This is a genomic window from Moorena sp. SIO3B2, assembly GCF_010692525.1.
Lineage (GTDB): Bacteria > Cyanobacteriota > Cyanobacteriia > Cyanobacteriales > Coleofasciculaceae > Moorena > Moorena producens.
Map to the genome: position 1 here is coordinate 1 of NZ_JAAHHE010000024.1, position 25,647 is coordinate 25,647.

Annotated in this window: 25 protein-coding genes; 13 read left to right on the plus strand and 12 right to left on the minus strand. The window is 42.6% G+C overall.

Annotated features, from left to right (window positions below; all coding sequences use genetic code 11):
- The 3 genes from F6K38_RS08370 to F6K38_RS08380 all read left to right on the plus strand — a co-directional run.
- Positions 1 to 1,010 (plus strand): ABC transporter substrate-binding protein (locus F6K38_RS08370; RefSeq protein ID WP_287356443.1); only part of this gene is annotated, 1,010 nt, incomplete at its 5' end.
- 312 nt (positions 1,011 to 1,322) lie between these two features.
- Positions 1,323 to 2,081, plus strand: coding sequence for an ABC transporter ATP-binding protein (locus F6K38_RS08375; RefSeq protein WP_287247579.1), 759 nt, complete (start codon positions 1,323 to 1,325; stop codon positions 2,079 to 2,081).
- A 53-nt stretch (positions 2,082 to 2,134) separates the two neighbouring features.
- The gene (locus F6K38_RS08380) at positions 2,135 to 2,965 is read left to right on the plus strand and encodes an ABC transporter permease (protein WP_287247577.1); all 831 of its coding nucleotides are present in this window, start codon (positions 2,135 to 2,137) and stop codon (positions 2,963 to 2,965) included.
- Positions 2,966 to 3,165: 200 nt separating this feature from the next.
- On the opposite strand, the gene F6K38_RS08385 is transcribed toward F6K38_RS08380, so the two are convergent.
- Both F6K38_RS08385 and clpP read right to left on the minus strand, forming a co-directional pair.
- Positions 3,166 to 3,324 (minus strand): hypothetical protein, encoded by a 159-nt coding sequence (locus F6K38_RS08385; protein WP_008182031.1) that lies wholly within the window; start codon positions 3,322 to 3,324, stop codon positions 3,166 to 3,168.
- 24 nt (positions 3,325 to 3,348) lie between these two features.
- Positions 3,349 to 3,951: an ATP-dependent Clp endopeptidase proteolytic subunit ClpP gene (clpP, locus tag F6K38_RS08390; RefSeq protein ID WP_008182028.1), complete on the minus strand. Its 603-nt coding sequence runs from the start codon at positions 3,949 to 3,951 to the stop codon at positions 3,349 to 3,351.
- A 556-nt stretch (positions 3,952 to 4,507) separates the two neighbouring features.
- On the opposite strand from clpP, the gene F6K38_RS08395 reads away from it, so the two are divergent.
- The 3 genes from F6K38_RS08395 (at position 4,508) to F6K38_RS08405 (ending at position 7,912) form a co-directional block, all read left to right on the plus strand.
- Positions 4,508 to 4,648, plus strand: coding sequence for a QAALIT motif small membrane protein (locus F6K38_RS08395; RefSeq protein WP_154659741.1), 141 nt, complete (start codon positions 4,508 to 4,510; stop codon positions 4,646 to 4,648).
- 269 nt (positions 4,649 to 4,917) lie between these two features.
- The gene (gene lpxD, locus F6K38_RS08400) at positions 4,918 to 5,970 is read left to right on the plus strand and encodes a UDP-3-O-(3-hydroxymyristoyl)glucosamine N-acyltransferase (protein ID WP_008182027.1); all 1,053 of its coding nucleotides are present in this window, start codon (positions 4,918 to 4,920) and stop codon (positions 5,968 to 5,970) included.
- 1,156 nt (positions 5,971 to 7,126) lie between these two features.
- Entirely contained in the window at positions 7,127 to 7,912 is a 786-nt protein-coding gene (locus F6K38_RS08405; RefSeq protein WP_008182024.1) for a hypothetical protein, read from the plus strand.
- Positions 7,913 to 8,073: 161 nt separating this feature from the next.
- On the opposite strand, the gene F6K38_RS08410 is transcribed toward F6K38_RS08405, so the two are convergent.
- Positions 8,074 to 8,631 (minus strand): peroxiredoxin, encoded by a 558-nt coding sequence (locus F6K38_RS08410; RefSeq protein WP_008182023.1) that lies wholly within the window; start codon positions 8,629 to 8,631, stop codon positions 8,074 to 8,076.
- A gap of 169 nt (positions 8,632 to 8,800) precedes the next feature.
- On the opposite strand from F6K38_RS08410, the gene F6K38_RS08415 reads away from it, so the two are divergent.
- A complete protein-coding gene (locus tag F6K38_RS08415; RefSeq protein ID WP_008182021.1) occupies positions 8,801 to 8,953 on the plus strand; it encodes a CAB/ELIP/HLIP family chlorophyll-binding protein in 153 nt (50 codons plus the stop codon).
- A gap of 422 nt (positions 8,954 to 9,375) precedes the next feature.
- Here the strand turns inward: F6K38_RS08415 and rpoD are convergent, their stop codons facing one another.
- Positions 9,376 to 10,497 (minus strand): RNA polymerase sigma factor RpoD, encoded by a 1,122-nt coding sequence (rpoD, locus tag F6K38_RS08420; protein ID WP_008182019.1) that lies wholly within the window; start codon positions 10,495 to 10,497, stop codon positions 9,376 to 9,378.
- A 917-nt stretch (positions 10,498 to 11,414) separates the two neighbouring features.
- The gene (locus F6K38_RS08425) at positions 11,415 to 12,083 is read right to left on the minus strand and encodes a polysaccharide deacetylase family protein (RefSeq protein WP_287247572.1); all 669 of its coding nucleotides are present in this window, start codon (positions 12,081 to 12,083) and stop codon (positions 11,415 to 11,417) included.
- 26 nt (positions 12,084 to 12,109) lie between these two features.
- Here F6K38_RS08425 and F6K38_RS08430 point away from each other — a divergent pair, with 26 nt between their 5' ends.
- From F6K38_RS08430 to F6K38_RS08440, 3 genes are all read left to right on the plus strand, one after another.
- Positions 12,110 to 12,658, plus strand: coding sequence for a hypothetical protein (locus F6K38_RS08430; RefSeq protein ID WP_008182016.1), 549 nt, complete (start codon positions 12,110 to 12,112; stop codon positions 12,656 to 12,658).
- A gap of 168 nt (positions 12,659 to 12,826) precedes the next feature.
- The gene (locus F6K38_RS08435) at positions 12,827 to 13,012 is read left to right on the plus strand and encodes a hypothetical protein (protein ID WP_131826851.1); all 186 of its coding nucleotides are present in this window, start codon (positions 12,827 to 12,829) and stop codon (positions 13,010 to 13,012) included.
- A 37-nt stretch (positions 13,013 to 13,049) separates the two neighbouring features.
- Positions 13,050 to 14,264 carry an RNA-guided endonuclease InsQ/TnpB family protein gene (locus tag F6K38_RS08440; RefSeq protein WP_287262837.1) on the plus strand — a complete coding sequence of 405 codons (1,215 nt, stop codon included), beginning with the start codon at positions 13,050 to 13,052 and terminating at the stop codon, positions 14,262 to 14,264.
- An 11-nt stretch (positions 14,265 to 14,275) separates the two neighbouring features.
- On the opposite strand, the gene F6K38_RS08445 is transcribed toward F6K38_RS08440, so the two are convergent.
- Positions 14,276 to 14,797 (minus strand): DUF4330 domain-containing protein, encoded by a 522-nt coding sequence (locus F6K38_RS08445; protein WP_008182013.1) that lies wholly within the window; start codon positions 14,795 to 14,797, stop codon positions 14,276 to 14,278.
- Positions 14,798 to 15,768: 971 nt separating this feature from the next.
- Here F6K38_RS08445 and F6K38_RS08450 point away from each other — a divergent pair.
- Complete coding sequence (locus tag F6K38_RS08450; RefSeq protein WP_081431826.1) at positions 15,769 to 16,749, plus strand: M48 family metallopeptidase; 981 nt, start codon at positions 15,769 to 15,771, stop codon at positions 16,747 to 16,749.
- Here F6K38_RS08450 and F6K38_RS08455 read toward each other — a convergent pair.
- Positions 16,739 to 17,485, minus strand: a complete 747-nt coding sequence (locus tag F6K38_RS08455) for a metallophosphoesterase family protein (protein ID WP_008182011.1) — start codon at positions 17,483 to 17,485, stop codon at positions 16,739 to 16,741. The two genes, F6K38_RS08450 and F6K38_RS08455, sit on opposite strands and share 11 nt — an antisense overlap.
- 589 nt (positions 17,486 to 18,074) lie before the next feature.
- On the opposite strand from F6K38_RS08455, the gene F6K38_RS08460 reads away from it, so the two are divergent.
- Complete coding sequence (locus tag F6K38_RS08460; RefSeq protein ID WP_008182010.1) at positions 18,075 to 18,674, plus strand: MiaE family protein; 600 nt, start codon at positions 18,075 to 18,077, stop codon at positions 18,672 to 18,674.
- Between the two features lie 120 nt (positions 18,675 to 18,794).
- On the opposite strand, the gene F6K38_RS08465 is transcribed toward F6K38_RS08460, so the two are convergent.
- The 3 genes from F6K38_RS08465 to F6K38_RS08475 all read right to left on the minus strand — a co-directional run bounded on the left by F6K38_RS08465 (position 18,795) and on the right by F6K38_RS08475 (position 21,680).
- On the minus strand, positions 18,795 to 19,448 hold the full coding sequence (locus F6K38_RS08465) for an HAD-IA family hydrolase (protein WP_008182009.1): 654 nt from the start codon (positions 19,446 to 19,448) through the stop codon (positions 18,795 to 18,797).
- Between the two features lie 182 nt (positions 19,449 to 19,630).
- A complete protein-coding gene (locus F6K38_RS08470; RefSeq protein WP_008182007.1) occupies positions 19,631 to 20,827 on the minus strand; it encodes an NAD(P)/FAD-dependent oxidoreductase in 1,197 nt (398 codons plus the stop codon).
- A gap of 694 nt (positions 20,828 to 21,521) precedes the next feature.
- A complete protein-coding gene (locus F6K38_RS08475) occupies positions 21,522 to 21,680 on the minus strand; it encodes a hypothetical protein (protein ID WP_154659740.1) in 159 nt (52 codons plus the stop codon).
- 125 nt (positions 21,681 to 21,805) lie between these two features.
- On the opposite strand from F6K38_RS08475, the gene F6K38_RS08480 reads away from it, so the two are divergent.
- Positions 21,806 to 22,450 (plus strand): hypothetical protein, encoded by a 645-nt coding sequence (locus F6K38_RS08480; RefSeq protein ID WP_008182005.1) that lies wholly within the window; start codon positions 21,806 to 21,808, stop codon positions 22,448 to 22,450.
- Positions 22,451 to 22,651: 201 nt separating this feature from the next.
- Here F6K38_RS08480 and F6K38_RS08485 read toward each other — a convergent pair whose 3' ends face one another.
- Positions 22,652 to 23,497 carry a DUF4388 domain-containing protein gene (locus F6K38_RS08485; protein WP_008182003.1) on the minus strand — a complete coding sequence of 282 codons (846 nt, stop codon included), beginning with the start codon at positions 23,495 to 23,497 and terminating at the stop codon, positions 22,652 to 22,654.
- A gap of 725 nt (positions 23,498 to 24,222) precedes the next feature.
- Positions 24,223 to 24,981, minus strand: coding sequence for a DUF4388 domain-containing protein (locus F6K38_RS08490; protein ID WP_008182001.1), 759 nt, complete (start codon positions 24,979 to 24,981; stop codon positions 24,223 to 24,225).
- Positions 24,982 to 25,647: the final 666 nt, after the last annotated feature.

Genomic DNA, 25,647 nt, shown 5'->3' on the forward strand with positions numbered 1-25,647 from the left:
TTAAACTTAGCTCCGTGACTCTTGGTAGTAGTGTTTTGGCAGCTTGTAATAATCAAAGCTCTACACCATTAACGACAGAAAAAAAAGGTAAATTAGATAAAATAAAATTTGCTCTGGGCTGGAAAGCTGAAGCAGAGTACGGTGGTTTTTATCAGGCTGTCGCTACTGGAATTTATCAAAACTATGACCTAGATGTTACCATACAACCAACAGGTCCTCAGAGCAATACCACCCAATTATTAATGGGAGGAGTAGTTGATTTAACTATGGGACAGGCTGTTGATGCTATTAAAGCAGTGCAACAAGGTATTCCCAAAATTACTTTAGCAAGTATCTTCCAAAAAGAAATACGAATTCTCTTGGCTCATCCAGGGGTAGGCAATGACTCTCTGGGACAATTAAAAGGTAAACCGATTTTTATTTCTCCTGGAGCCATCACCACCTATTGGCCCCTACTCAAGGCAAAATACGGTTTTACAGATGACCAGAAACGCCCCTACAACTTTAATGTTAGCCCTTTTTTAGTAGATAAAAATTCAGCTCAACAGGGAATTTTGACTTCTGAACCTTACCTTATAGAAAAGCAAGGAGGCTTTAAGCCCAATATATTATCCTTAGCAGATGCTGGTTATAATCCCTATGCTTTCACCATCGAAACCACCAAGAAACTCGTTGAAACTAACCCCGACCTGGTTCAGCGATTTGTTGATGCGTCAATCAAAGGATGGTATAGCTATCTAGAGAATCCCGAACCAGGCAATCAGCTGATAAAAAAAGATAATCCAGAGATGAACGATGACCTGATCGCCTATGGTCTGGATAAGCTTAAAGAGTATGGTATTATCATTTCTGGCGATGCTGAAAAACTTGGCATTGGGGCAATGACCGATGAACGCTGGGAAAGTTTGTTCAATGAGTTAGTTACCGTTGGGGTACTTGATGCCAAGACTGATTACAAACAAGCCTACACCTTAGCATTTGTCAATAAAGGAGTAAATTTTTATACATAAAGTTAGTTAACATTTTAGTTTATTAGTTACTTTTTAGTTACTTTAATTAAGTACCGAAATAACAGCTTATTAAAAAAAAAAGTAAAATGCCGAATATATTATTTATAGACATGTTAACATCAAATTTATTAGATATTGTTATTAGACATTAATTTCTATCTAGTGATTGATAATTTAAACTATTAACGGATTGCTAATCACTGATTAGAGCTCTTGCAAAAGTAGTTTTATGATACTGTTTTTATAAATTTTTTTCCGCTGCTACCTGTTACCGACTTCTGCAAGAAGTCTATTGCTACTAACTGACAATAGATGAACCAAAAACCAGCTATTTCTCTTACCCATGTCAACAAAACTTTTGACAATGGTACTGTAGCGCTAAAAGACCTAAATCTCAACATCAATAAGTCTGAATTCATCAGTCTGGTAGGACCATCGGGATGTGGCAAGAGTACCCTGCTACGCATCATTGCTGGACTAAGCACTATGAGTTCGGGAAACATAGAATGGAGCGATCGCGGCCACCAAAACGAGATAGCTTTTGTCTTCCAAGAAGCAGCACTAATGCCTTGGGCAACGGTAATGGTAAATGTTCGTTTGCCTCTTAAATTAGCAAGGGTATCTAAAAAAGTGGCTGATAATGCTATTAAAGAAGCGCTCCAATTAGTTGGACTAGAAAGTTTTGCCCGATCCTATCCCCGTCAACTCTCCGGTGGCATGAAAATGCGAGTCTCTATTGCCAGAGCTCTTGTTACTTCTCCCAAGGTATTGCTGATGGATGAGCCCTTTGGAGCCTTGGATGATATCACTCGTACTAAGCTTAACCTGGAGTTACTTGATTTGTGGAGTAAGAAACACTGGACTGTCGTTTTTGTGACTCACAATATTTATGAAGCCGTATATCTATCCAATCGCGTGGTAGTAATGGCAGCTCGTCCAGGTCGAGTAGTGGCGGATATAACTATTGATGAACCATTACCACGTAAGGAACAGTTTCGTACATCATTAGTTTATACAAAATATTGTCGCAAGGTGGCTGAGCAGTTGTCAAAAGGGATGAATTATGAATAGAAATATTATGAATAGAAATATTACAGCTATATTAAACGCGATCTAAAAATTTTATGGAAAAAACCAAAGCCTTCGTTCTGGCAAAGCTAAAATTGAAACGTTTGCTATCTATCGATATTATAGCCCCTTTGGCAGTGGGAATCCTGGTGTTGATGGTGTGGGATATCTCTGTTCGAGTGACTAGTACGCCCTCCTATATATTACCAGGTCCTTTGCTGATTATCAAGGTATTAATTAGGGACTGGAACAGTTTATTTCAGCCATTGCTGATCACCATAAAAATCACTGTAGCTGCTTTTATAACAGCAGCAATTTCAGGATTGCTAATTGCCATGTTAATGGCTCAGAGTAAGTGGATTGAAAAAAGCTTATATCCCTATGCAGTAGTTTTGCAAACAATGCCTATTGCTGCGATCGCGCCTTTAATTATTATTTGGCTGAGGAACAATACCTTCGCTGCTTTGGTACTTTGTGCTTGGATTGTAGCATTCTTCCCGATTATTTCTAATACGACGTTTGGTTTAAATAGCATCGATTCCAACTTAAGTGACCTGTTCCGGCTTTACAAAGCATCTCGCTGGCAGACAATGCTGTATCTGCGATTACCAAGTGCTTTACCCTATTTTTTAGCTGCATTACGTATTAGTGGTGGATTAGCCTTAATCGGAGCAATAGTAGCTGAGTTTGTTGCCGGTACAGGCGGTGCTAATTCAGGAATTGCTTATCAAATGCTAATTGCTGGCTACAATCTCGAAATTCCCCGGATGTTTGCTGCTTTGTTTATGATTAGTAGTCTAGGTATCTTGATTTTTGTACTCTTGACCACCTTATCCAACTTGGTTCTGGGGCAATGGCATGAAAGTTCTCTCACCAGAGATAATTGATTTGATAATTAATAGTAAAGCAGCTCTTAAGATTAATTTTTTATATGATTCGATTTCGATATAAGCGAAAGTCTCAATCAAGATCAGGAAAAAAATCTAGATGTACCTCACGCTAACTAGGAAATCCGATATCCGTTTTCATTTCCTATAGCTGAAGTTACCTTTTGGTGATTGATTTTATTGTTACTTGTCCTAAATAACTATATATAGTTATTGATGTATTGTAATTGCTTAACTCCTGTGATTAACTGCCGATTGTTAATTTCCGGAGCCACTTCAGCAATAGTCGGGACCTGGTTAGCGATCGCTTTAGCATCTCCCCAAACTAACGTCTTAGTTGACACTCCCTGCTCGCGCATAGACGGGGAGTGTCAACTAAGACATTAGTTTGTTGGTAAAGGGGTTGCTATGGGACGTCGCTCAATGACCTGGTCGATTAAACCATAGTCCTTAGCCTCAGTCGCTGACATAAAGAAATCCCGCTCGGTATCCTCCTGAATCTTTTCCAGTGGCTGACCGGTATGTTCTGCTAAATAATTGTTTAGCTGCTGCTTGTGGTACAGGATTTCTTTTGCTTGGATTTCTATATCGCTTGCCTGTCCCTGTGCTCCTCCCAGTGGCTGATGAATCATAATCCGGGAGTGGGGCAAGCTCATGCGTTTACCCTTAGCACCAGCACTGAGTAAGAAAGCCCCCATACTAGCTGCTAGTCCAACACAGATAGTGCAGACGTCCGGAGCAACTTGATTCATCGTATCGAAAATGCCCATGCCCGCAGTCACTGAACCGCCGGGAGAGTTGATGTACAGGTAAATATCTTTTTCCTGGTCATCGGCTTCTAGAAAGAGTAATTGGGCAACCACTAAGTTAGCTAAGTCAGAATCAACCTGTTGTCCGAGGAATACAATGCGCTCTCGCAACAAACGAGAGTAAATATCAAAGGCACGTTCGCCACGACCGGATTGCTCGATAACTGTAGGAATCATAAAAAATAAGCGTGAAATTTGCAAACCCCGTGTATGGGCGACTGGGGAGGAAAAACAAAGGAAAAGGGCGGTTAAAACCGTCTTAGATCAATGTGGGGAGAACAGATGCAGTTCATACCCGTTCCTGTTAACAGCCTCAAGCCCCTATCGAAGCATAACCTCATGTTTGCCTCGCGGCTTGTTATCGGTTGGTCAGCTATGTTGCATGACTAGGCTAGGGAGTCCTGTCTAGACAAGAGTGGGGTGCTGACTTAAGGTGGCTGGTAGATTGGTTTTCCTTTACATTGTAGCGACTAGCAAACTCTTGCTTTGGTTCTAATCTCGGCTACCCCTAATCTATTAAATTACACAGAATGACTTAGGAGCAACCCTTTGCACTGTGCCAGTCACTGAGGCGGAACATATAACTTGGCACTTATATGGTTGCTTAAATAAACTGGTAGAGTTAATTACCTTCACGGGTGTATCAATTTTTATAAAGTTCGTATCTCAGTCAAGTAGCATCGCTTTCGATTGTTTCACCAAGACTATATATTAGGAATGAGGAGTGTGGCTCGTGTTTAAGAAAGTTTTTCAGGCATTTACCATTACAATATTGCTCAACTTACTAGTCTATATTAGTCCACCAGATCCTCAACAGTCTGATGCTGTACCGCCGTCACGGTCAACCCCAAAAGTGTTCTTAAGTTTACGGTAGCACCACCAGACATGATTGATTAGTCGTTAGTCATTAAACCTTCGATGTCTTAATTGGTTCCATCTATGGATGGAACTAACAGACTTGTAGACTAATGACTCAATCATCCAAGGGCAATCGGAGTGATGGAATAAGTTAAGGGCTAGGAACACCCAAGATAACTAAGGAATTGTGAATCCCATTTAACTAACTCAATAGCAATGGCGGTTAGTCACCAATTTATCCTATCATTCCAGATGTCCAATTCCACACCCACCCATTGCCGAGCCATGAAATTTAGTCTTTTAATAGAACACCTGGGTAGTACAGCGTCTTTGTGCCATAGCCTGAATAGCGATACAGAGCTTAACCCTGAAATTACCGGAGTTGCTCCCATCGATCAAGCCACCCCAGGCACTCTCAGTTATATTGAAGGACCCAAGTTTGCCCACATGGTAGAAAAAACCCAGGCGAGTGCATTAATTTTGTCCCTGGATGAAGCATTACAGGCAAAAGCGACAGAAAGAGGTATTGCTTGGGTAGGGACATCTGAACCGAGATTACTATTTGCTCATGCGATCGCATGTTTCTATCAACCCTTTCAACCAGCACCAGTCATCCATCCCACTGCAGTGATTGACCCAGATGCTCAGTTAGGAACAGATGTCTATATTGGACCTTTCGTCATAATTTCAGCAGGGGTAAAGATTGGCAATCAGGTCTGTATTCATCCTAATGTAGTACTATATCCTGAAGTAGAAATAGGCGATCGCACTGTTCTACATGCCAACTGCACTATTCATGAACGGAGCCGCATTGGTAACGATTGTGTGATTCATAGTGGTGCAGTCATTGGTGCTGAAGGGTTTGGCTTTGTGCCAACCCCCCAAGGGTGGTATAAAATGCAACAATCTGGCTACACGGTCTTAGAAGATGGGGTCGAAGTTGGCTGTAACAGCACCATTGACCGTCCAGCGGTTGGGGAAACCCGGATTGGACGTAACACTAAATTAGATAATTTGGTACATATTGGTCATGGCTCCGAGGTGGGACAAAACTGTGCCTTGGCAGCCCAAGTTGGATTATCTGGAGGAGTCAAAGTAGGTAATCAAGTGTTGCTGGCGGGTCAGGTAGGAATTGCGAATCAAGTGAAAGTTGGGGATGGAGCAATTGTGACCGCTAAATCGGGAATCCACAAAGATGTAGAACCCGGAAGTATAGTTTCTGGCTATCCTGCTATTTCCAACAAACTCTGGCTAAAAATATCTGCCATCTACAATCGGCTTCCAGAAATGTATAAAATCTTGAAACAACTTGAACGAAACTTTAAAGATAAAAAATAAATATAAAAAGTTAAACAACTGGGCTCTCCTAGACTGATTATAGTAAATTAGTAGTTTAAATGAGCTTAAACCCTTAAAGAGCAAGGGATTCAATAAACTAAAAATACATTGTCTTGATGCAGTCGCTCATGGTTTGTTCGCGTTCGCCTTTGGCGTGGCCTACGGCCAAGCGTCGCCTTTGGCGATAGTTACCGTAAGACAGGCTCGCCTTAATCAATAAGTTTTAACCATGCATCTGCATAGCCTACCAACCATAAAGGCTCCCCTGTCTAAGGTTTCGTCTCCGGGGAAAACCACGGCAGTCGCTCATGGGGGGAACCCCCTTTGGCGGCGCTGCCTCCCCTGTTCCGAAGCTGCATCGCTTTTATTAAAATTGCATTTTTAAATTACTCAAGAGCTTACTAAGCAAGGACTATGGCGATTATTTTGTACTAATTTATCCTAGCCACTCTAGGAGAGCCAACAACTGAACAATTTTTGCTGTTTCTTTTGCTATGATTTTGGAACATTAAGGAATTAAGCTGACTTGAACAGATTTCTTGACAAAATCTTCATATTGGAAGCTTAGTGAGAAATAAAAACTCTAATTTTAATAATTTTTTAAGGTTATAGTTAATCGTTTCTTCTCGGAAACTTAATAAATAAATCTCAAAGTATAAATAGTTTGTAAAGATTACCTAGATACATTGACTTTTAATAAAAAAAACCTGTAAAAATTTACACAATACGTTCATTAGTCGTAAGCATTCAGCTATCAGCCGTCAGTCGTCAGCTAATCAACGGGAGGTAGTAAACAAGCTGAGGGTGCTGATATGGCTGCTTGAAAATCCCTGCTTGTTTTACTCATCCAACCCCCTGCAGTTAAACCGCCTGCTAGCACCTCAAGTAGCGATGCAGCTTCGGAACAGGGGAGGCAGCGCCGCCAAAGGGGGTTCCCCCCACTCGCGCTTTGCATCAAGACAGCACCTCAAGTAGCGCATTAGCTGATAGCTGACAGCTGAATACTTACCATTAGTCATTAGACGATCATCAAACTGATCAGATTAATCAGGGTGTTAATACGGTTGGTGCTCATATCAAAAGTTAAGATTGCCTCTGATTTTTCTGGAATCATCGTCGTCGTTTCAACCTTTAGCGTTCTAGAAAAATTAATTTTATGTCCACGTCTCAAATTCCAAAACAGTCCACCTTAAGAAAAGAAATCAACTATCTGGTTGACTCGTCTAGTTTTTCTAGTGGTGAGGAACCAGTTAAATTAGTTAATGGTGGCTTTGAAGAAGGACTCAAAGGCTGGCAAAAGCTAGGACCAGGCGGGATCAAAAGAGCTAGTTTTGGCATTACTCCAACCGAGGGAGAAAAGCAGCTTTTACTAAGAACTAGCAATACCGAAGTCACCAGAACAGGTCAGCCAAAAGCCCCATCAGCCTCTAAACTGGAGGAGTTTTTATACCTGTCCACAGGAACTCTTGATTGTATTGCCCAGAAAATTTTAGACACCGTTGGCATATGTGGTACTTCTAGCAAGGTAGTCAGAGGTGCTGCTATCCAACAAATGATTACCCCTTGTGTTGGTGATACCTTAACCTTTGATTGGAATTTTCTCACCAATGAAGACGTGGGAGATGAGGCTATTGTTGCCGACTTCGCTTTCTTCTGCCTTAGTTCTCCCAAGTCCCAAATTGTCTATGAACTAGCTAACCCAATCCTAGGGGTCTTTAGTCAAGCACCGAAAAACTTTTACAACCAAACCGGATTTCAAGGATTTACTCATACCTTCACTACTGCTGGAACTTACAGCCTAGGCTTTGGTGTTGTGAATGAATTGAGTCATCAAACTCAGTCTGGGCTCATCATTGACAATGTTAAGCTAACCAGCGCTACTGTTGATGATCCGGCTTCAGTACTCAGCCTACTTTCAGTAGCCTCCTTCAAGGATGCTTAAATAGGACTTAGGCACTCAAGCTATATGTAGAGCTATATCTAGAAATGAGTTGATTTGGTTAAACTCTATCTATAGAGATTAGAGCAGATATATTAGACCAGAGATTAGACCTCCTCAGGGCATAAATCTTGTTAAAGCTTAATCCTTAGTGGGAAATCAACTCAGAAAGAAGTAGACATTAACTCATCCAGGCGAGCCAGTACTTCGGTGCTATGAATTGCTGGTATCACACCAAGGAATATTTCCCGTAGAATGCCTTCTGGATCAATGATATAGGTATGGCGTAGGGACATAATACCTAGCCAAGAACCATAAGCCTTGCTGACAGAGCCATCGGTGTCAGCTAAAAGTGGGAACTGTAAACCTTCTGATTCACAAAACTCCGCGTGAGAATCGACATGATCCACGCTCACCCCTAGGATCTGCGCATTTATCTCCATATATTTGGCCAAATCTTGCTGAAATCGCTGAGCTTCCAAGGTGCAACCACTAGTAAAGTCTTTGGGGTAGAAATAGAGTACGACCCACTTACCGTGATAATCGGAGAGGGACACCGAACCCTTACCAGTATTGGTCGGTAGGGTGAACTCGGGTGCGGGTTCATTAATAGGAGGTTGTTTGCCACCGAGAGCATGGGCAGGGTTGGCAAAATTTATCCAAGCCAGTAAAACGATCAAGCTAGCCAACAGACTGCTGATAAATGCGCGACGAGAGATCATGATGAAAACAGCAAATTATACTTCACATAAGTTTACATCATTGATCAACTAAGACTTTATACACAATTCATCCCGCTTGCCTATGCAGATAATTGACATTTAGCCAATAATTTGTTACATTTATTAATATAAACGGGCTACACAGAGTAAATTAGCGGAGCAAAGAACCATGTCCAATCAAGAGTCTAACGAAGCCAAGTTCGGTTTCACCCCTAAAGCAGAAAACTTAAATGGTCGTCTAGCTATGATCGGCTTCATCGCTGCTTTAGTCACAGAATATATTACTGGTCAAGGTGTACTACACTTCTTGGGATTAATGTAGTTCCCAATAGTTAGTTAAATTTGTCAATCTCAATAAATAGCTGGAGTTCTAGTGTTGAACTCCAGCTTTCTTATGTGTTTTTAGCTGATTCCATAGTTTGTTCTACGGAATGTCAGCTAAAATATGAAAACGGTGCGACCCCGTAATTTAATTCGCCATAGGAAAGCGCACCGGAACTAATTTCTGGGTAGGAATTGGGGTAAGGAATGTGATATAATGTCTGTTTGAATACTTATCATGTTTGGTTGATAGCCAATGGAAAATTGAAAATTAACAATTGTTAGGAGTCAATTGACAATTAACATCCATGGTACCAACCGTATTATATGTGATTAACCAGACTTCATACTGACTCCCTATTCCCCACGAAGTAAATTGAACGATAACAGAAAACCCTGATTGCTATCAAGCAGCAGGGTTTTCTATCGGATATATTCCTTGAGAATGCTATTGCGATTTGGATGGCGTAGTTTGCGAAGGGCTTTGGCTTCAATTTGTCGAATCCGTTCCCGCGTGACGTTGAAGATTTGGCCGATTTCTTCCAAAGTCTTCATCCGTCCATCATCTAATCCATAGCGTAGACGCAGTACGTCACGTTCCCGGGGACTAAGGGTATCAAGGACACTTTCTAGGTCTTCCCGGAGTAGATTTTTGGAAACCTGATCTTCTGGGGTTTCACCATCGGCTTCAATAAAGTCTCCCAAGCGGGAGTCTTCTTCTTTACCAATAGGCGTTTCTAAGGAGATGGGAAGTTGAGCTGATTTGGCAATGAATCGCAACTTCTCGATGGTCATTTCCATCCGATCTGCAATTTCCTCTTCTGTGGGCTTGCGACCCATTTCTTGAGAAAGAAGTTTAGTGGTTTTCTTGATCCGCGAGATGGTTTCATAAAGGTGAACGGGTAAGCGGATAGTCCGGGACTGGTCAGCAATAGCACGAGTAATAGCTTGACGAATCCACCAGGTAGCATAGGTAGAAAACTTGTAGCCTTTTTCGTGGTCAAATTTTTCCGCAGCCCGGATTAAACCTAGAGAACCTTCTTGAATCAAGTCTTGGAATGAGAGTCCTCGATTCATGTATTTCTTGGCGATGGAAACCACCAAACGGAGGTTAGACTGCACCATTTTTTCCTTAGCCCGCCGACCGACGTGTAAGCGGTAACGGAAAGCTGGCAGCTCCATATCGACCTCTGTTGCCCATTCCCGATCTCCAGGTTCCCGCTCTAACTGCTCAGACAAGCGCTCCCGCACTCGTTCTAATTCCAACAAATCAGCAATTTTACGGGCTAATTCAATTTCTTCATCAGCTCTGAGTAGACGAATCCTGCCAATTTCCTGCAAATAGAGGCGAATTGAATCTTCTGTATAGTGCTTCTTTTTGCTTTGGGTTCGGCGACGGTTAGATCGCCCCTTACCAGGCTTACTATTTTCCTCGTCAGGTTGAGCGTCCACCAAATCATCTCGGTTCACGTCATCCTCAATCAAGACTTCTAAATCGCTCTGAGGTTGAGCGATTGTTGCGAGTAATTCATTTGCCTGGGTCATGTTTTTTCCTCATGCTCCTTCAGTTTCAGACCAGTAGATGATGTCCGTTGATCTACTTAAGATGGCTTAGTCAGTGAGAACCTTGTTTGTTGCACCCTATGGTGGGTCGAATCGCTTCAGCCGTAGGAATTAGATCGACTCTATTTCCTTGGACTTAACTTGCAGTGAATCTACTATCCATTTAAGTGTTAATACTGAATTTTGGGAAGACTTTTTGATTGTAGCCTTATTTACAAAATTTTGCTCTAGTGTTTATCTGAAAAATTTAGCTTATTTATCTGGTCAAAAGCTTTGAGAAAGTGTAGCAATAAGTACCCACTTTCCTTTATGCCTAGAATATAGTCACTAGTTTAGTACTAATGTTCTATAAAACCCGACAGTTGAACTTCACTAGGTTAATTAACTTGTCCTGTATGATAACCATTGACAAGCTATGGGTCTAGGTAATGATTATTTAGTATTACTTTTGTAATACATTTTCCTAGCCAATGTAGTAACACGCTAAGTGAAAGTACTGCCAAGTAAGTTGATTTAACCAGCTCCTAATTCGGTATTCCTGCGTAAGGGAATGGTGAATCAGGGCATCGGAAATAATCTAGAGAAAGACGATGGGAACATTGCGTAGGGGAAGCAAGTCTCCTCGTCCGATGGAGCTTTCGGTTGATCATTATTTTAATTTCTAATTTTAATTTTTACAGTTTGCTCATTTTTTTGAAAATTTATCAGATTAGCTGAGCACTACATATAGCGTTAAAATGGATAGTATACTCTATATGAAGTATATAGAGTAGGTAATTGGATTAAGTAGTTCACTACAGGAGTAATGAGATGGAAAACCGGAAGCGTCTAGCAAAGCAGTTTTTCTAGGAGTTTACGGTGCGGTGAGTCAGAAAAGCCTAACTCAATTAACAAAACTACTAATTTTCCTGCCATAGCTGGTCAATGCTAACAAATTTGTAACCTTGGTTCAATAGCTGAGGAATTAACTCAGCCGTAGTTTCAACCACATCTTGTCCTCCATAATAACCATCATGTAGGACGATCAGGGAACCGTTTTGAACCTGCTTTAGGACTCTCTCCACGATTATACTGACACCAGGACGTTTCCAGTCTTCTGGAACAACACTCCACATTACTGATCTATAGTTCCACTGGTGCAGTATATTCAAGGTTCGGGGTGTAAATAATCCGTTAGGGGGACGAACGTCTTTTACCTTGTCTGGGTGAATCTGACAAGCTTGAGCGATCGCGTCTTGGGTAAGGAGCAAACTCTGCTGAAGGGCATCCCGTTTTAAAAAGGGAAAAGACTGATGGTAATATCCATGAAGTCCTAACCAGTGACCTTGTTGGTAAACCTCTCTAGCGACACTGGGGGCTTGGTGTACGCAAACGCCCAACCAGAAAAAACTGGCTCTGACTTGGTAGCGGTCTAAGACTTGCAGTAACTTGGGAGTGTACTGTGGATGGGGTCCATCATCGAAGGTGAGTGCGATCGCAGGTGAATTCGTTGCTCCTGACCACAGGCAATTGGGAAAGGCAGGTTTGAGAATTTGGTACAGAATAGGGTATAGGGGAGCAAATTGCATTTAGTCGTAAGTTTGGATGGGGTGGAGTGAATTTGACTAGTTTCCATGTCCTACTTGATCGCATTTTGCGGCGTCGCCAGATTATTTTGATGTTGATCGGCTTTTGTGTAGCAGTAGCGCTTAGCAGTTGTAACACTGTGATTATTACTGAGTATGAAGCTACAGCACTAACCACCTTAACCTGGCGAGTTGAGTATTCTCTTAATTCAACAACTGATAGAGATCCCGATGTTGAGGAGTTTGCTTCCAAGTCCGTAGTCAACCGCAATGGTGAGAAACCAGAAGGTGCTGTAACAGGACCTGATGACAAGGGGTTATGGTGGCCAGTTGTCCCACCAAAACCAACCATTGATGAGGTAGAACAGCGTCAGCCACTTCATCATAAGCCTAGCAAGCCAGAGCTGTTGCGTACAGTTAAATACGATATCACCTATCAAGAGGGGGCACAGACAGTGACACTACCTACTAATTATGACGTTTACCGGCAAGTTGCTAGAGCCTATCCTTACCGGAAACCTCTAAGGCTTACCCTGGGAATCAATGATGCTTCGGTGGAAAAAGCTGATACTAAATGAGCTAAAGCTCTCCCTTGCGGCTGCCCGATGGTGGGGTGTATGGGATAAATGATTAGTTCAATTCACCCCATCACTCGTGATTCCCAAAAATTTTGGGTTTAAAGCCCCGTCCTTCGCTGGATAGAAACCTTATATAGTGGAGCCTTAATCAATAAGTTTTAACCAAAGGTGCGCTTTCCGCATCTAATTATTAAATTCGCCACGGGTCGCACCTCTTTTATGCATAGCCTGCCGACTCTAAAGGCTCCACTATCTTACGGTAACTATCGCCAAAGGCGACGCTTGGCCGTAGGCCACGCCAAAGGCGAACGCGAACAACGGGGTTTTGTTATCTTTCGTATTGACGGTAGATAATATAATGGCTATTATAGAAGGCAAGGAGGAAAAGCAAATGTTTAATCTCACCTACGAGTTCAAGCTCAAACCTACCAAACAACAATCAAAAATCTTTGATGAGTGGCTTGAGATAACTCGCTTGGTATACAACTACGCTTTAGCGGAAAGGAAGGATTGGTACAAATCTCGTAGTTGTCAGATTAATTCTTGCCGCCTCCGTAGTTGCTACATCATTCCCGCTGACACACCGCGTCCTACCTATGCAAGTCAGTGTAAATCTTTGACGGCTGCCAAAAAACAGAACCTTGAACTCAAAAAGATCCAATCTCAAGTGTTGCAGCAAACTTTAAAAAGAGTTGAAACAGCTTTCACCAACATGTGGGAGCGTAACGCTGGATTCCCCCGATTCAAGAAAAAAGGCAGAATGAGGTCTTTTGTTTTTCCTCAAATGAAAGGGAAAAGATTAGAACATGGGTTAGTGAAATTGCCTGTAATTGGTTGGGTAAAATTCCGTCAGTCACGAGAAATTCCTAATGATGCTCAAATCAAGCAAGCTCGTATAGTTAAACGGGTTTCCGGTTGGTACGTCATGCTAACCATTCAATGGAATGTTGATTTACCTCAACCAATACCCCATGGTGAAGCAGTAGGAATTGATGTAGGATTAACTAGTTTTATTGCTACTTCTAGCGGTCTTTTAATCAAGCGTCCGAGGTTCCTGGGTGATGCCGAACGCAAGCTGAAATTGCTGCAAAAGCGTGTTTCCAGGAAACCTATAGGCTCGAAGAATTGGAGGCGCGCACAAAAAAAGGTAGCAAAACTACACGAGTATGTAGCCAATTGCCGTAAAGATTGGCACAGGAAGCTTTGCCATCATCTGTGCGATCATGCAGGGATGATATTTGTAGAAGATTTGAATCTGGTGGGGCTATCCCGTGGAATATTAGGGAAACACTGCTTAGATGCTGGGTTTGGCCAATTTTTCAAGATATTGGCACAAACTTGTTTTAAGCGTGGGGTGTATTTCCAGAAAGTAGATGCACGTAAAACCAGCCAGATTTGTCCTAATTGTTTGACAGAAACGGGAAAGAAAGAGCTTTCACAACGTACTCACATTTGCTCTGCCTGTGGCTATACAACGAATAGAGATATAGCAGCAGCTCAGGTAGTGGCAATTAGAGGATTAACAGCCGTAGGGCATACGGTGAAGATGCTTGCTGAGGGTAAATTCGTTGGAATCCCATTGAAGCAAGAATCCTCTCGCCTTTAGGCAGAGGAGTGTCAATTTACTCTGACATTAATAACACTGGCGTTGAAGTTATAATCTCTACCTTCTAACTCTACTGGGGTACCAATTTTAATCTTGCTATTGCCTAGGACTACTCCATCTTTGGTGATTGTTGCTTTACCACCTAAGGTGAGTAACATATTAATTCCATAAAAGCTAGGTCTGGGATCTGGTAGTTCTTTGATAGAGCCATCTGGTTGTGGCACCAGGACACTTCTACGCAGAATTTTGACGGATTTGACGTCAACCTGACCATAGGGTTGCTTACGAATCACAATATTAGTCTTCTTGGTCTCCTCCAACTGATTGACCAACACATCTGGTTCAAGCAAGCTTAACCCCCGGACAATAACATCTACTTCTACTGGTTTGGTGCTATTGAGTTGGGCAACGGAACCAGACTCACCAGGAAAGAAGAAGATTCCTACAACTACCAACAAAATCACCAAGGCAGCACCGAAGTCGATAATGCTCACCTTGCCAAACAAACGTCCTTTAGAATCTACAATAGCCATAAACTTGCTTAGGTTTGAGTTCTCCCCGCTTTGAAAAGACGGGGATTCTAAGTTGATGTCGTTACGCGGATTAAAACCGCGCTTGGCGCGCTTTCCAATGGCGAATCTGATTCGCCTTGGGTCGCGCCTCTCCACGACGCTTACGATACCGACTAGGAGAACCTACCTGTATCGTTGCGGCACACTCAAAGATGCCCTACCTCCCTGGCCGTAGGCCACGCTACGCGAACGGATTAACAAAAAAGTTAACCTGTGGATTTACTTTTGATTTAAAAAAACTTTCGGAGTGGTTGTACCAAACAAATTAGGGCAATAAGTCACTACTTTTTGCTGCGTTACTTACCTGTTCCTTGAGGAGTAGGATTAACCCCGTCTCTTACTGGTCGGAATCTCACCGAAAAGCGCAAAAAATCAACGTAACCAACCTTGTTCTTACTCGTCCTTCTATTCTAACACGGTAGCCGGGATAAATCCCGGGGCGCTGGCCTTTGGCCACGCGGGGCGCGTTCGCTGGCCACCCAATAAATTAGGTGGCTAACTCTCGTTTATTATCTTCTCTGTTTTTGTGAAAATTGTATAGTGTAAAGATAACTCCTTAAGGTTCCCTGGCTCTAGGTTGAATGGCTAAGGGGTTTATAACCTAGTTATGAAGGGCTCCTATTAAAGGATATCGGCTGTTAACTGCTTTTGATCTACCTAATACCTATAATTAGAGTTATCCATAACTGGTGAGTGAGAATAACAAACACCAGGTTCGTCTGTGGAACATATTACCCTATTTGGGGTTCAACCATAACGAGGAATGCTACTGGTCAGTAATTATGGCAGACAACTCCTAGTAGAGAGTTGACTTATGATGTTAAAGACAAGGCTCCTCTACAGCAAGCCATGGCTGCAAACCCTTTTTCCAGTGGAAAAAGGGATAATAGCTAAAATAATCTCTTTTCGATTTAATAATTCATAATTTTGCTATGTTCAGCAATATATTATCGATTTACTCCCGTTATCGACGTCATTTGTTATATCCGTTAATCAGCATGCTTCTATCCCTGAGTCTGGTGGTGGGAACAGCCCAGATCGCCCAAGGGGTTCCTTGGTTAGAGCTGCTATTGCGTGGTATTCAGATTATCCAGTTATCTAATATGTCTGATCAACAGGAAGTCCAAATTGGTCAGCAAATTAATCAGCAACTTGTTGGAAAGCAATTTAAGCTCTATCGCAATCGGGAAATTAATCGCTATGTTGATCAAATTGGTCAGCGACTAGCTAAAAGGAGCGAACGTCCAAACATTAACTATACATTCCAGGTGGTCGATGATGGTAATATTAATGCCTTCGCTACCATGGGAGGATTTGTTTATATTAACACGGGTTTAATCGCAGCAGCAGACAATGAAGCTCAACTGGCAAGTGTAATGGCTCATGAGATTGGTCATATCGTAGGTCGTCATAGTATCCAGCAAATTAAGCAAGCCGCGATCGCTAGAGGTTTAGCAGAAGCGGCTGGAGTTGATAGCAACACGATGGTTAATCTGGGCGTGGAATTAGCACTACGTCGTCCCAACAGTCGTCAGCATGAATTTCAAGCGGATGAACTAGGTATCAAGAACTTAAAACAAGCAGGCTATGCTCCGATAGGATCAGTAGACTTTATGAAAAAACTACTCAAGCAAAGAGGCTTTATTCCAGGGTTTTTGAGTACTCATCCGTCAACAGCAGACCGAATTGATTCCTTGGAGCAGTCTATCGATTCAAATCGTGCCTATGTTGGTGATGGATTAAACAATCGGGCTTACAAAAACAAAACTCGTGCAGTCCGCAACCAGAAAAAAGCTGCCCTCAAAAGGACAACAGGTCGTAGAGGGCGAGTGCTCAGATCAGCACAGCTAGCTCAAGAGCCGCAAGCTTGCCCAATAGTTTTTTTGTTAACCTCTAGAACCGTCAGGAGGTAATCAACACTTGACGTCGGCATATTTTACTAGGTTCTATCTTGGTCACGGCTTCTTCCAAGGGGAATTGGCGAACATAACCCCGAAAGACGTTAACTTGATAAACAAGATTATTGGTAATGTCTAGACCTGTCATCCAACCACTTTTGGGATGATAAGCACCAGTGTCTATATCTAGCCAACCACAACCTTGGGCTATTGTACCGGGAGCCACTCCTGGTAAGGTGAAAGTCATGGTGTGACCGGTGATGATCAGCTTGTCGAGAAAGTAAGGTTCACGCATACTGTGAAATTCATCCCGAATCCAACAAAATTGCTCAACGGTTTGCTCCTCAATGGTCATGCGAGGATTAACCCCGGCATGAACTAGCCAGGTATCTCCTAAATCAATGTAGGTTGGCAGTGTTTTGATCCAATCTAGGTGATCTTGGCAGACTTTTCCACCATAGCTGTTGATAGTAGTTTCACCACCACTATAGAGCCAGGCTTGTCGTGTTGAGTTAGGTACTGAATTGTTACCGATAATTTCTAGTAACATCAGCTCATGATTACCTAATAAACAGGGGTGAGCATTTTGCTTGACAAATTCCACAACCTGAGCACTCATCGGTCCTCGATCAATCAAGTCTCCGAGAAAATAAACGGTGTCGTCACTAGTGGGTGCGATCGCATCCAATAAGGTCATAAGAGGATTATAGTGACCATGAACGTCACCGATAACAATACGACGGTGGGTCATTACTTTACTTATCCAAATCTAATTTCGTTAAATATCAGGTAGATCCCTTCATATAAAATTTAAGGTTAATGGCTTTAGGCATCAGATTTCTAGGTTAAATGGCTAAGCGGGTTCTGACCAGCGTATGAAGCAGCCCTCCTCAAGCACAGAGGCTATCAACTGCTTTTGTTGTAGCTAATACCTAATACCATTAGCCTCATACCTATTTGTAGATATATGCACCGATTCTGTGAGAGTGGTCTTCCTTTTAAGATATTTCCTATTCCTGAATAGAGTCGTTAAGTGTAATAGTTTTGAGGAATAGGCTCAAGTAGCTAGTTTAACTTGTCTTATAAGTATTTATGTGTAGTGTCTATGTAAATTTATCATGAACTACCCGGATTTGCTACGGTTAAGTCGGGGTTTACGACCCAACTTGTTGCTACAAAAGCGGGTATTGAACCCAGTTTTTGACGGGATTACACCTGCGCCTTAACAAGACGAGGATTGACACGATTCAGTTAAAATTAATAGCATCGCCTACCGATCCCAAAGCCTGTTTGCAATGAACAAGCCAACTACTTTGATTTGTTTGATTTGAACAAAAACCGTGTCTTCTTCTGCTCTGCCTTTGATTAATACCCTGAAACACCCTACTAGCCAGGCTTGGATCGAGCAAGCCCTTGCAAACCTTGATGTTATTTTACTCGACCATTCCCATTGTGAACGTAAAGCGGCTGGAGTAGCACTGAATTTAATGTTTCGCTACCCATCCTACAGTAAACTGGTGCGTCAACTGACGGTCATTGCCCGTGAGGAACTAGAACACTTCGAGCAAGTTAACCAGTGGCTAGAAAGACGTAGCATTCCCTTAGGTCCCCTTTCTTCACCACCCTATGGAGCTGGATTGAAAGCTCAGATTCGCCGAAACGAACCAGAACGGTTGTTGGATTCTTTACTAGTTGCTGGACTGATCGAGGCTCGTTCTCACGAACGTTTGGGATTACTAGCAACTCACTGTTGTGATCCATCTTTAGCAAAATTTTATCATAGCTTGATGGCATCTGAGGCTCGTCACTATGGTGTTTACTGGGTACTGGCTGATACCTATTTTGAGCGAGTACTAGTAGATCAGCGGTTGGATGAGTTAGCAGTTAAAGAAAGTGAGTTGCTGGTTAGCCTTTACCCAGAACCAAGAATTCACAGTTAGCAGCCAGTCTCCTCAAAGAAATAGTCAAATTATACCAGAGCAGCGGCTATCAAGCAGACACTGGTGTGGCAACCAATAGATGCGTTCGCGTAGCGGCGACCTAGGAGCATCGCGTAATGGTTAAGTGATTGGTTTGCGCTTGATCAAAAATGCTCTCAACCGAGCTGCCTGAGCGCCCTGATAGTCTTCTTGAAAACTATCACCAATATGAAAAGCCTCCTGAGCAGTACAGTGATGTTTTTGTAAAGCAGCAGCAAAAATCTGTGGATCAGGCTTGGCAAAGCCAGTTTGGGTAGAAATTGTGATGGAGGAGAAAAATTCTTCTAATTTTAGGGCTTTTAAGACAAGATGGAGACGGGAATCAAAATTTGAGACGACACCCAACTCAATACCAATATGCTGCCATGCTTTCAGCGCTGGGATAACATCGGGATAAATGAACCAAGGTTGAGCAGTGGCAAAGTGGCCATACAGTTCGTCAAAAAAATCAATGAAATCGGTGAACTGGTCAAGTACACCAACTTGTTCAAAGGTGCGGGAGGCAATCACCCACCACCATTCAAATTCTCGCTGGGGAATTTCTTCAGGATCTGTTTCTGGAAAAACCGCTGGTTCTGCTGAGGCGAAGGCTTTGACAAAGGCTTTGTCCAAAGCTGAAGCAGGTACTGTAACCCCAAATTGATTAGCGATCGCACTATAAACTTCCCCTACACTCCCTTGAACACCAAATAGGGTACCGACAGCATCTAGAAAAATTACTCGCGGTTTTTCCATGGTTAATGGTTAATTGTTAATGGTTAATTGTTCATTTAATTTCAATTTTCCATTTTCCTGTATCTATAGCAATCCTAAATCATTTGTAAAATGATAAAAATCTGGAATCGTTGCTGGTAAAGGGTTATAGCAATTGCTTTGGCCAATATATTTCACGAATCATTTAGGACTGCTATATGCCTTTATGTTCCAGACAGAATATCAGTTAATGGTCGAGTAATCCAGTTCATGCCCACTTTCAGTTGGTGCTCTATAGTTGGCATCCGATAAAGATAGGCAAGTCGGCGTACTATGTGGGCTAAAGGACCATCCAGCTTCAGACCTAAACCACTCAGAGTTGCATTGTCTTTCCCCAAAGTCATCATCTCTCCCAACTGCTGGTAACGGAAGGGCAGCAGGGGACGCCCAGTTAAAGAAGCCCAGACATTCCAACCCACATAATCGGCTTGCTGAAAAGCGGATTGAGCTGTATTGGGAACTGGTTGATTATCAGCATCTCGGCAATCGGCTAGATCACCTAGGGCAAAAATTTCGGGATGGTCAACCGCTTGTAACCTGTGGGTGGTAGTCAGCTGACCACGGTGGTTTTGTTTGAGCGGAAGCGATCGCACAACTGGTGTCACTCTTGTTCCTACTGTCCACAGCACCAAATCTACGGGAATAGTATCCACCTGTCCTTTATACAACAGAGAAATGGTGTCAGGTCCAATGGACTCAACACTGGTTTCCAAATCAATCCAGACTTTCTGTTCATTCAAAGCTTTGCGTGCTGCTTCTCGGTTAAAGTCCGTTGATGTTCTTAAAATCACATCACCGAGTTCAATCAACCGCAACCTTCCGCGCTCTCCCAACCGTTCGGCTAGATGGCAAGCTAGTTCCACACCAGAGTAACCTGCACCAACTATAGCGATCCGGATTTTATCTGTATCGGATTCTTCCAAAATCCGTAAGCGTTCTTCCAGGTGATAGGCATCAGTAATAGTTCGGAACGGGATAGCATACTCAGCCACCCCAGGCAACTGCTCTAGAGGGGTTTCTCCACCTAGGGCTAACACCAGGCGATCATACTGAAATTCCGATCCAGTCTCTAACTGTACCTGCTGCTGTTCTACATCAATGCCTGCTACCGCTGCCTGAGTAAACCGTACACCTGTGTTTGCTAACAGTTCTTCATAGGGTGGAGCAATTTCCCAGGTTTGTAGTTCGCTGGTGATCAGTTCATACAACAGCGGTGAGAATAAGAACCGATCATTTTGATCAACCAAGACAATTTCTGGTTGTTGGGGCTTTTCCCAAGGCAGCTGGCTTAAGCGTAGGGCTGTATAGAGACCCCCAAAGCCTCCACCGAGAATGCAGATTCGGGCTGGTTGTTTAGTCATGGTTGATTGAATCGGGGATGTCCTATTAGGGGAACTTCTTTTAGCTTGATCCGCGCTTATGCCCCATATCCGTACCAAAGGTGGGCGTGGGATGAATGGCGGAGGCGGAACTTTGTTTTTTTATTTTCATCTATAATGAAGATAGCAGGGAAAACAAATTAAGAGCTAACCGCCACCTGCGTGCCTAAAAAATAGAACGAGTTGTATTGTTCCGGTGGGTCGGGGCATCCCGTGTCGTTAATAAAGCTTGCCGAACGCGCCCCGCGTGGCCTACGGCCTTGTATCCTAACCGTTGGGTGGAGTTGGCAAGAAGCCTACACTGAACTCTAAGACTCAGTGTAGGAGTATGTCACGATAGCAAGGCTATTACAACAGGATAGCTGGGTTTAACCGATACTTTTTAGCTACCAAAACCTACCAAAGGCAAATTATGGCTCGCCAATGCCAGATGCAATAGCATCCAGGGGGTATCTCCGCGCTTCTCTGACGGAATATCCCGCGAGCGCCATAAAAATGTCAAAAAAGTCTAACACCGGGATAGAGAGCGCAACTACTAAACCCTTGGTTTTCGGCTTTAATTTAAGTTACATAATAATCCCTGTCGGTGTTACCGTAATTTAAGTTTAACAAATAATCAGAGTTTTTGGTAGACTCTGCGACATTTTCTCTAGCTGTTTACTAACCTCCCCCATAGTTAATACCAATTCTTCAAAGTAGGACTATAGATACAGATGGGGAGCTCGGGAGTGTCACGAGTGTCGAGAGTGTTGGCAGTGTCGGGAGATGGCCAGATTAAATTGATGTATAGCCCTAATGCCCCAGAATTGGGATATAAGCGTGAAAATGATTTCAATTTTTATTTTCTAGTTTCTATTTTTTAACTGTTTTATCCTGATCAACCACGCTCTACCTTGAATATTGATTGATGTAACTGTTGCTTTAGACAACAGCTAGAAGCATTGTTTTGAGCGAAGCCAAATGAAAAGTTTTCAACACTATCTAGCTCCTGTTGCGATTGGAGCAATTGTCGTTGGTTTCAGTAGCTATGGTTTGGTGAGTGATAACAATCCTGGTTCCCAGAAAACTCCTGTAGCGAATCTATCTGCTGAACCAGCCACCGAGGCTAGCTCTACCACTGGTGTAGCACCCTCTAATACTACTCTACCTAAGATTACTGTACCTACGGAAGAAACTCAACCAGGAACCAAGGTTGGTAAGGTCGCGCTTAAGGCTACAGTCAGCCAAGGTAATAATAATAGCAATCGAGCTAACGGAGTAATTCTTAATGTCTATCGGGCTGACAGTCAGTGTCAGTCTCTGGTATCTGAACAGGTAGCTGTACCAGTAGGAAATCCAGTAAATACAGTTATAGGAAAAGTTTTAGAGACTGGTAACTCCAGTGACTTTAATGTATCGGGATACCGCGTGAAGGTCAATGCCAATACTGGTGTGGCTACCGTCGATTTGCGCCTATCACCAGATTCCCAGCGGCAGTTTGTCTCCCTCTCCACTTGTGAGCAATTTGCCCTTTTCGGTAGTTTGCGTAAAACTCTTACTGCTAACTCTCAGTTGAATATTAAAGATGTTCGCTTCACAGAGCAAGGAGAAGATATTTATCTTTGAACTGTTCGATCAAACTTACACAAAACGTCAGTTTATGACGCTTTCAGAGGCAAACCCCATCTAAATTCCAAAACCCTTATCCAGTAAGGATTTCATCAATTGATTAAAAACCGGACTCGATTGCTGAAATCCTCACCTCGCCAGCATGTACAAAAATAAGATGCGATAGCCGCAGCCCTGTCCGCTCATCCGACGCCGACGCTACTGCTTTCGGACCTGGGATGAATTGCGGCGGAAGCTAACGAATGGATATTTTTGTTTGTCGAGAGCAATTTGCTTTTGTCTAGATTTGTCTAAGTTTTGATGAGAAGTATCCTTCAACAAAGGTCTTGCTTGTGCAAGACCCACTGTGATTAACCTAAACGCAATCTGCCTTACTTGTGCTACTGGTAGTTTCAGCTGCTTTGCGATCGCTTTCAGAGAAACTTTGCCTGTTGTATAATTCCACACTTTGCATTCTAAAACGTTGAGTCGATAATGGGATTGGGGTGGATCGCAGATGGTACTGACTAAACCCCAATCAGGGTCAGGCAATTGCTCAGCCAAAGCCTCCCAGTGGTGCAGTTCCCTTAACCCGATCAATGTCGCTTCTGTTGCCGGTATACTTAAACCGGTCATTTCCAGGATTGGGATCGGCACGTTCTGCTCGAATTTAAATCGACCATCTTTCAGTTCAAACAAAGGACACACTTGCCGTTGTATTTGAATCTGAAACAACCATTTTAGTTGTGCAGTTTGTACAATACCTTGACTTTGGAGATATAAACCAAGTGGCTGATTGGGAGTACATGACTGAGCTAGTGTAGTGACTATACTGTGTTTAACCCACTGATGTTGAGCAATCAGGACAATTAAACCCTGATGGTCCAATCGATTAGCTGCTGCCACAATCCGACCCTGGTAAACCCAAAAGTGATGAACTGGTCGCCGGTATCCAGAAACTCTGGGTAAGGCAGTAATTCTGAGCCAACCAGTTTTCTTTCCTTTCTCTAGAAACTGAAAAAGTTCTGGCAAGTATAAGTCGCTTAGGTAACCATTAAGGGACATGTCGGGTAATTAAAACCAAGAGAGCACCTTGAGAGTGTCAACTATGAGTGACAATAAATTATATAGTGTTAGATGGTTTGTGCGGCACAATCCAAGTTTTAGCTGAACCGCGATCAGCCCCACGTGTCACCCTGGGAGTTGCCTTCTGTTTACTAAAGCCGAGAGTCCTTAGGACAAGCAGAAGGAGTAGGTTAGCCAGCGGACCGGGCTTTCAAGGTGCGGACGCAACCTTTGAGCACTCAGCCCCTCATCAATCCCAGACAGAGGTTTGGTTTTTTTGATCGGAGCAAAGATGTTGTGCTATAATGCTATGCCGTTGACCAGAACCACAAAGTGCTAAGTTGGAATTAAATAACATCGTCCCTTGATGCTGATGGGTGAAAGTTCTTTTCAATAGTTGGAAACGTAGCTGAAGAAGCTGGATACGTAGTGTTTGAGTAAAACCCTGCCTCTAAGTCTCAACTCTTTTCTTATCGAGATGAGTGCCAAAGAAATGATTGTAGTATTCAAGACTAGTTTGATTACGATTTCCAGCTTTGGATTAACGGTGATATCAACTGAGCAATCAACCAAAGCGCTAGCAATTCTGGATATGTTTCCAACTCTAAAAAGCGCTCTGAGGGAATACAGTTGTGCTTACCTCCACAATTAATATTACCTTTAAGTAGTACTTTAAGGAAGTTTTTATCCCGTTTAAAAAGGGCTCAAAAAACCACACTTGACCGTCAGGTCAATGTAGATAGGTCACATAAGTTGCTAACCAATAAGGGAACTTCTTCTACTAAACCTGTTGTGATTAGTCTAAAAGCAACTTGTTGCACTTTTTCTACTGGTAATCTCAGTTGCCTTGCAATTCTCTTGAGAGAAACATTGCCATTTGTGTACTCCCAAACTTGCCACTCTATAGAATCCAAACTGTATTTAGGTTGACCACCGTTGATACTGACCAAACCGCCATTGGGGTCAGGTAATTTATCTGCCAGAGCTTGCCAGTTGCGGAGCGATCGCAATCCTTTCAACATAGCTATTTTTGTTGGTATACTCAAACCCGTCATTTCTCGTGTTGGTATGGGTACATTCTGTTCAAAGTTAAACTGACCATCTCTGAGCTGAAACAAAGCACACACATGCTGTAGAATTTGCATTCGAAATAGCTGTTTTAATTGTTCACCTTGTAAAGCACCCTGAGTTCTGAGGCATAAACCCAGAGGTTTATCTATGGCACACAGCTGAGCTAACTTAGCAATTACCCGTTCGCTAACCCCGCAGTGTTCAACAATCAGCGATACCAAACCTTGATTGTCTAACCGATCTGCAGCTGCCACCAGGTGACCCTGATATACCCAAATATAATGAATCCTCCTAGGGGTTGCTTGGTTTATTGGCAAGGGAAGCAACCTTAGCAAACCAGTTTTTTGTCCCTGGGCGATAAACTGAAACACTTCTGGTAGGGAAATATCGGTTAAATGGCCTGTAACAGACATAATTGTTAATTGGCTTCATACTAAAGGGTTAGCGGAAATTACTAATTTATAATATATTAAGATTTGTTAAAAAAACACCTGGAAATCATTTTTAAAAGTCAAAGTCAACGTTTTATGACCTGAGTGGCTTGTTAATTTGAAATTAAATCCCATATCAATTTATTAATCCTCTTGAGAGAAACAATAATTGGTAACAGTTTCCGAAAGGTCAGACCCCTCAATTGATTAGGTGGTAGCGATGTTAAGATTGGTAAAAAGTTTTCCTAAAACGCTTCTACCTTAAGATCTGGAATACCAAAATTATTGCTATGGGCAGATAAATTTTCCAACAAATTTTATATTTAACACGCGAGGGGAAAAGCACATTCATAGGCTATAAACGGTTGTATACCCTGTTCTATACCCTATTGGTAAGGCTTGATTTTTTAGTTAGACTCTGATCAGTAATTGCTTACTAGGGTTGGATCAAAATCTTTCAACTGACGCGTTCGCCAATAGGCTGTGCATCCACAACCTACGTTACCCTTCATTGAATGGCTATACTTAATGGCAAGGGCTACTCTAGCCAAAAGCCACCTCAAAGAAGAACAACAACGCCTATGGGCGCGAAAGCGGCTTCCCATAAGGGCATCATATCTGTACGAGAATCCATTCAGGGTAAGCCCT

Coding starts and splice junctions, on each gene's coding strand:
- F6K38_RS08445 (WP_008182013.1), bottom strand. CDS start 14,797: ATGGCTATTGTAGATTCTAAAGGACGTTTGTTTGGCAAGGTGAGCATT.
- F6K38_RS08480 (WP_008182005.1), top strand. CDS start 21,806: ATGAAAAGTTTTCAACACTATCTAGCTCCTGTTGCGATTGGAGCAATT.
- F6K38_RS08455 (WP_008182011.1), bottom strand. CDS start 17,485: ATGACCCACCGTCGTATTGTTATCGGTGACGTTCATGGTCACTATAAT.
- F6K38_RS08380 (WP_287247577.1), top strand. CDS start 2,135: ATGGAAAAAACCAAAGCCTTCGTTCTGGCAAAGCTAAAATTGAAACGT.
- F6K38_RS08425 (WP_287247572.1), bottom strand. CDS start 12,083: ATGCAATTTGCTCCCCTATACCCTATTCTGTACCAAATTCTCAAACCT.
- F6K38_RS08450 (WP_081431826.1), top strand. CDS start 15,769: ATGTTCAGCAATATATTATCGATTTACTCCCGTTATCGACGTCATTTG.
- F6K38_RS08410 (WP_008182023.1), bottom strand. CDS start 8,631: ATGATCTCTCGTCGCGCATTTATCAGCAGTCTGTTGGCTAGCTTGATC.
- F6K38_RS08375 (WP_287247579.1), top strand. CDS start 1,323: ATGAACCAAAAACCAGCTATTTCTCTTACCCATGTCAACAAAACTTTT.
- rpoD (WP_008182019.1), bottom strand. CDS start 10,497: ATGACCCAGGCAAATGAATTACTCGCAACAATCGCTCAACCTCAGAGC.
- F6K38_RS08385 (WP_008182031.1), bottom strand. CDS start 3,324: ATGCGCGAGCAGGGAGTGTCAACTAAGACGTTAGTTTGGGGAGATGCT.
- clpP (WP_008182028.1), bottom strand. CDS start 3,951: ATGATTCCTACAGTTATCGAGCAATCCGGTCGTGGCGAACGTGCCTTT.
- F6K38_RS08415 (WP_008182021.1), top strand. CDS start 8,801: ATGTCCAATCAAGAGTCTAACGAAGCCAAGTTCGGTTTCACCCCTAAA.
- F6K38_RS08440 (WP_287262837.1), top strand. CDS start 13,050: ATGTTTAATCTCACCTACGAGTTCAAGCTCAAACCTACCAAACAACAA.
- lpxD (WP_008182027.1), top strand. CDS start 4,918: ATGAAATTTAGTCTTTTAATAGAACACCTGGGTAGTACAGCGTCTTTG.
- F6K38_RS08485 (WP_008182003.1), bottom strand. CDS start 23,497: ATGTCCCTTAATGGTTACCTAAGCGACTTATACTTGCCAGAACTTTTT.
- F6K38_RS08490 (WP_008182001.1), bottom strand. CDS start 24,981: ATGTCTGTTACAGGCCATTTAACCGATATTTCCCTACCAGAAGTGTTT.
- F6K38_RS08405 (WP_008182024.1), top strand. CDS start 7,127: ATGTCCACGTCTCAAATTCCAAAACAGTCCACCTTAAGAAAAGAAATC.
- F6K38_RS08465 (WP_008182009.1), bottom strand. CDS start 19,448: ATGGAAAAACCGCGAGTAATTTTTCTAGATGCTGTCGGTACCCTATTT.
- F6K38_RS08470 (WP_008182007.1), bottom strand. CDS start 20,827: ATGACTAAACAACCAGCCCGAATCTGCATTCTCGGTGGAGGCTTTGGG.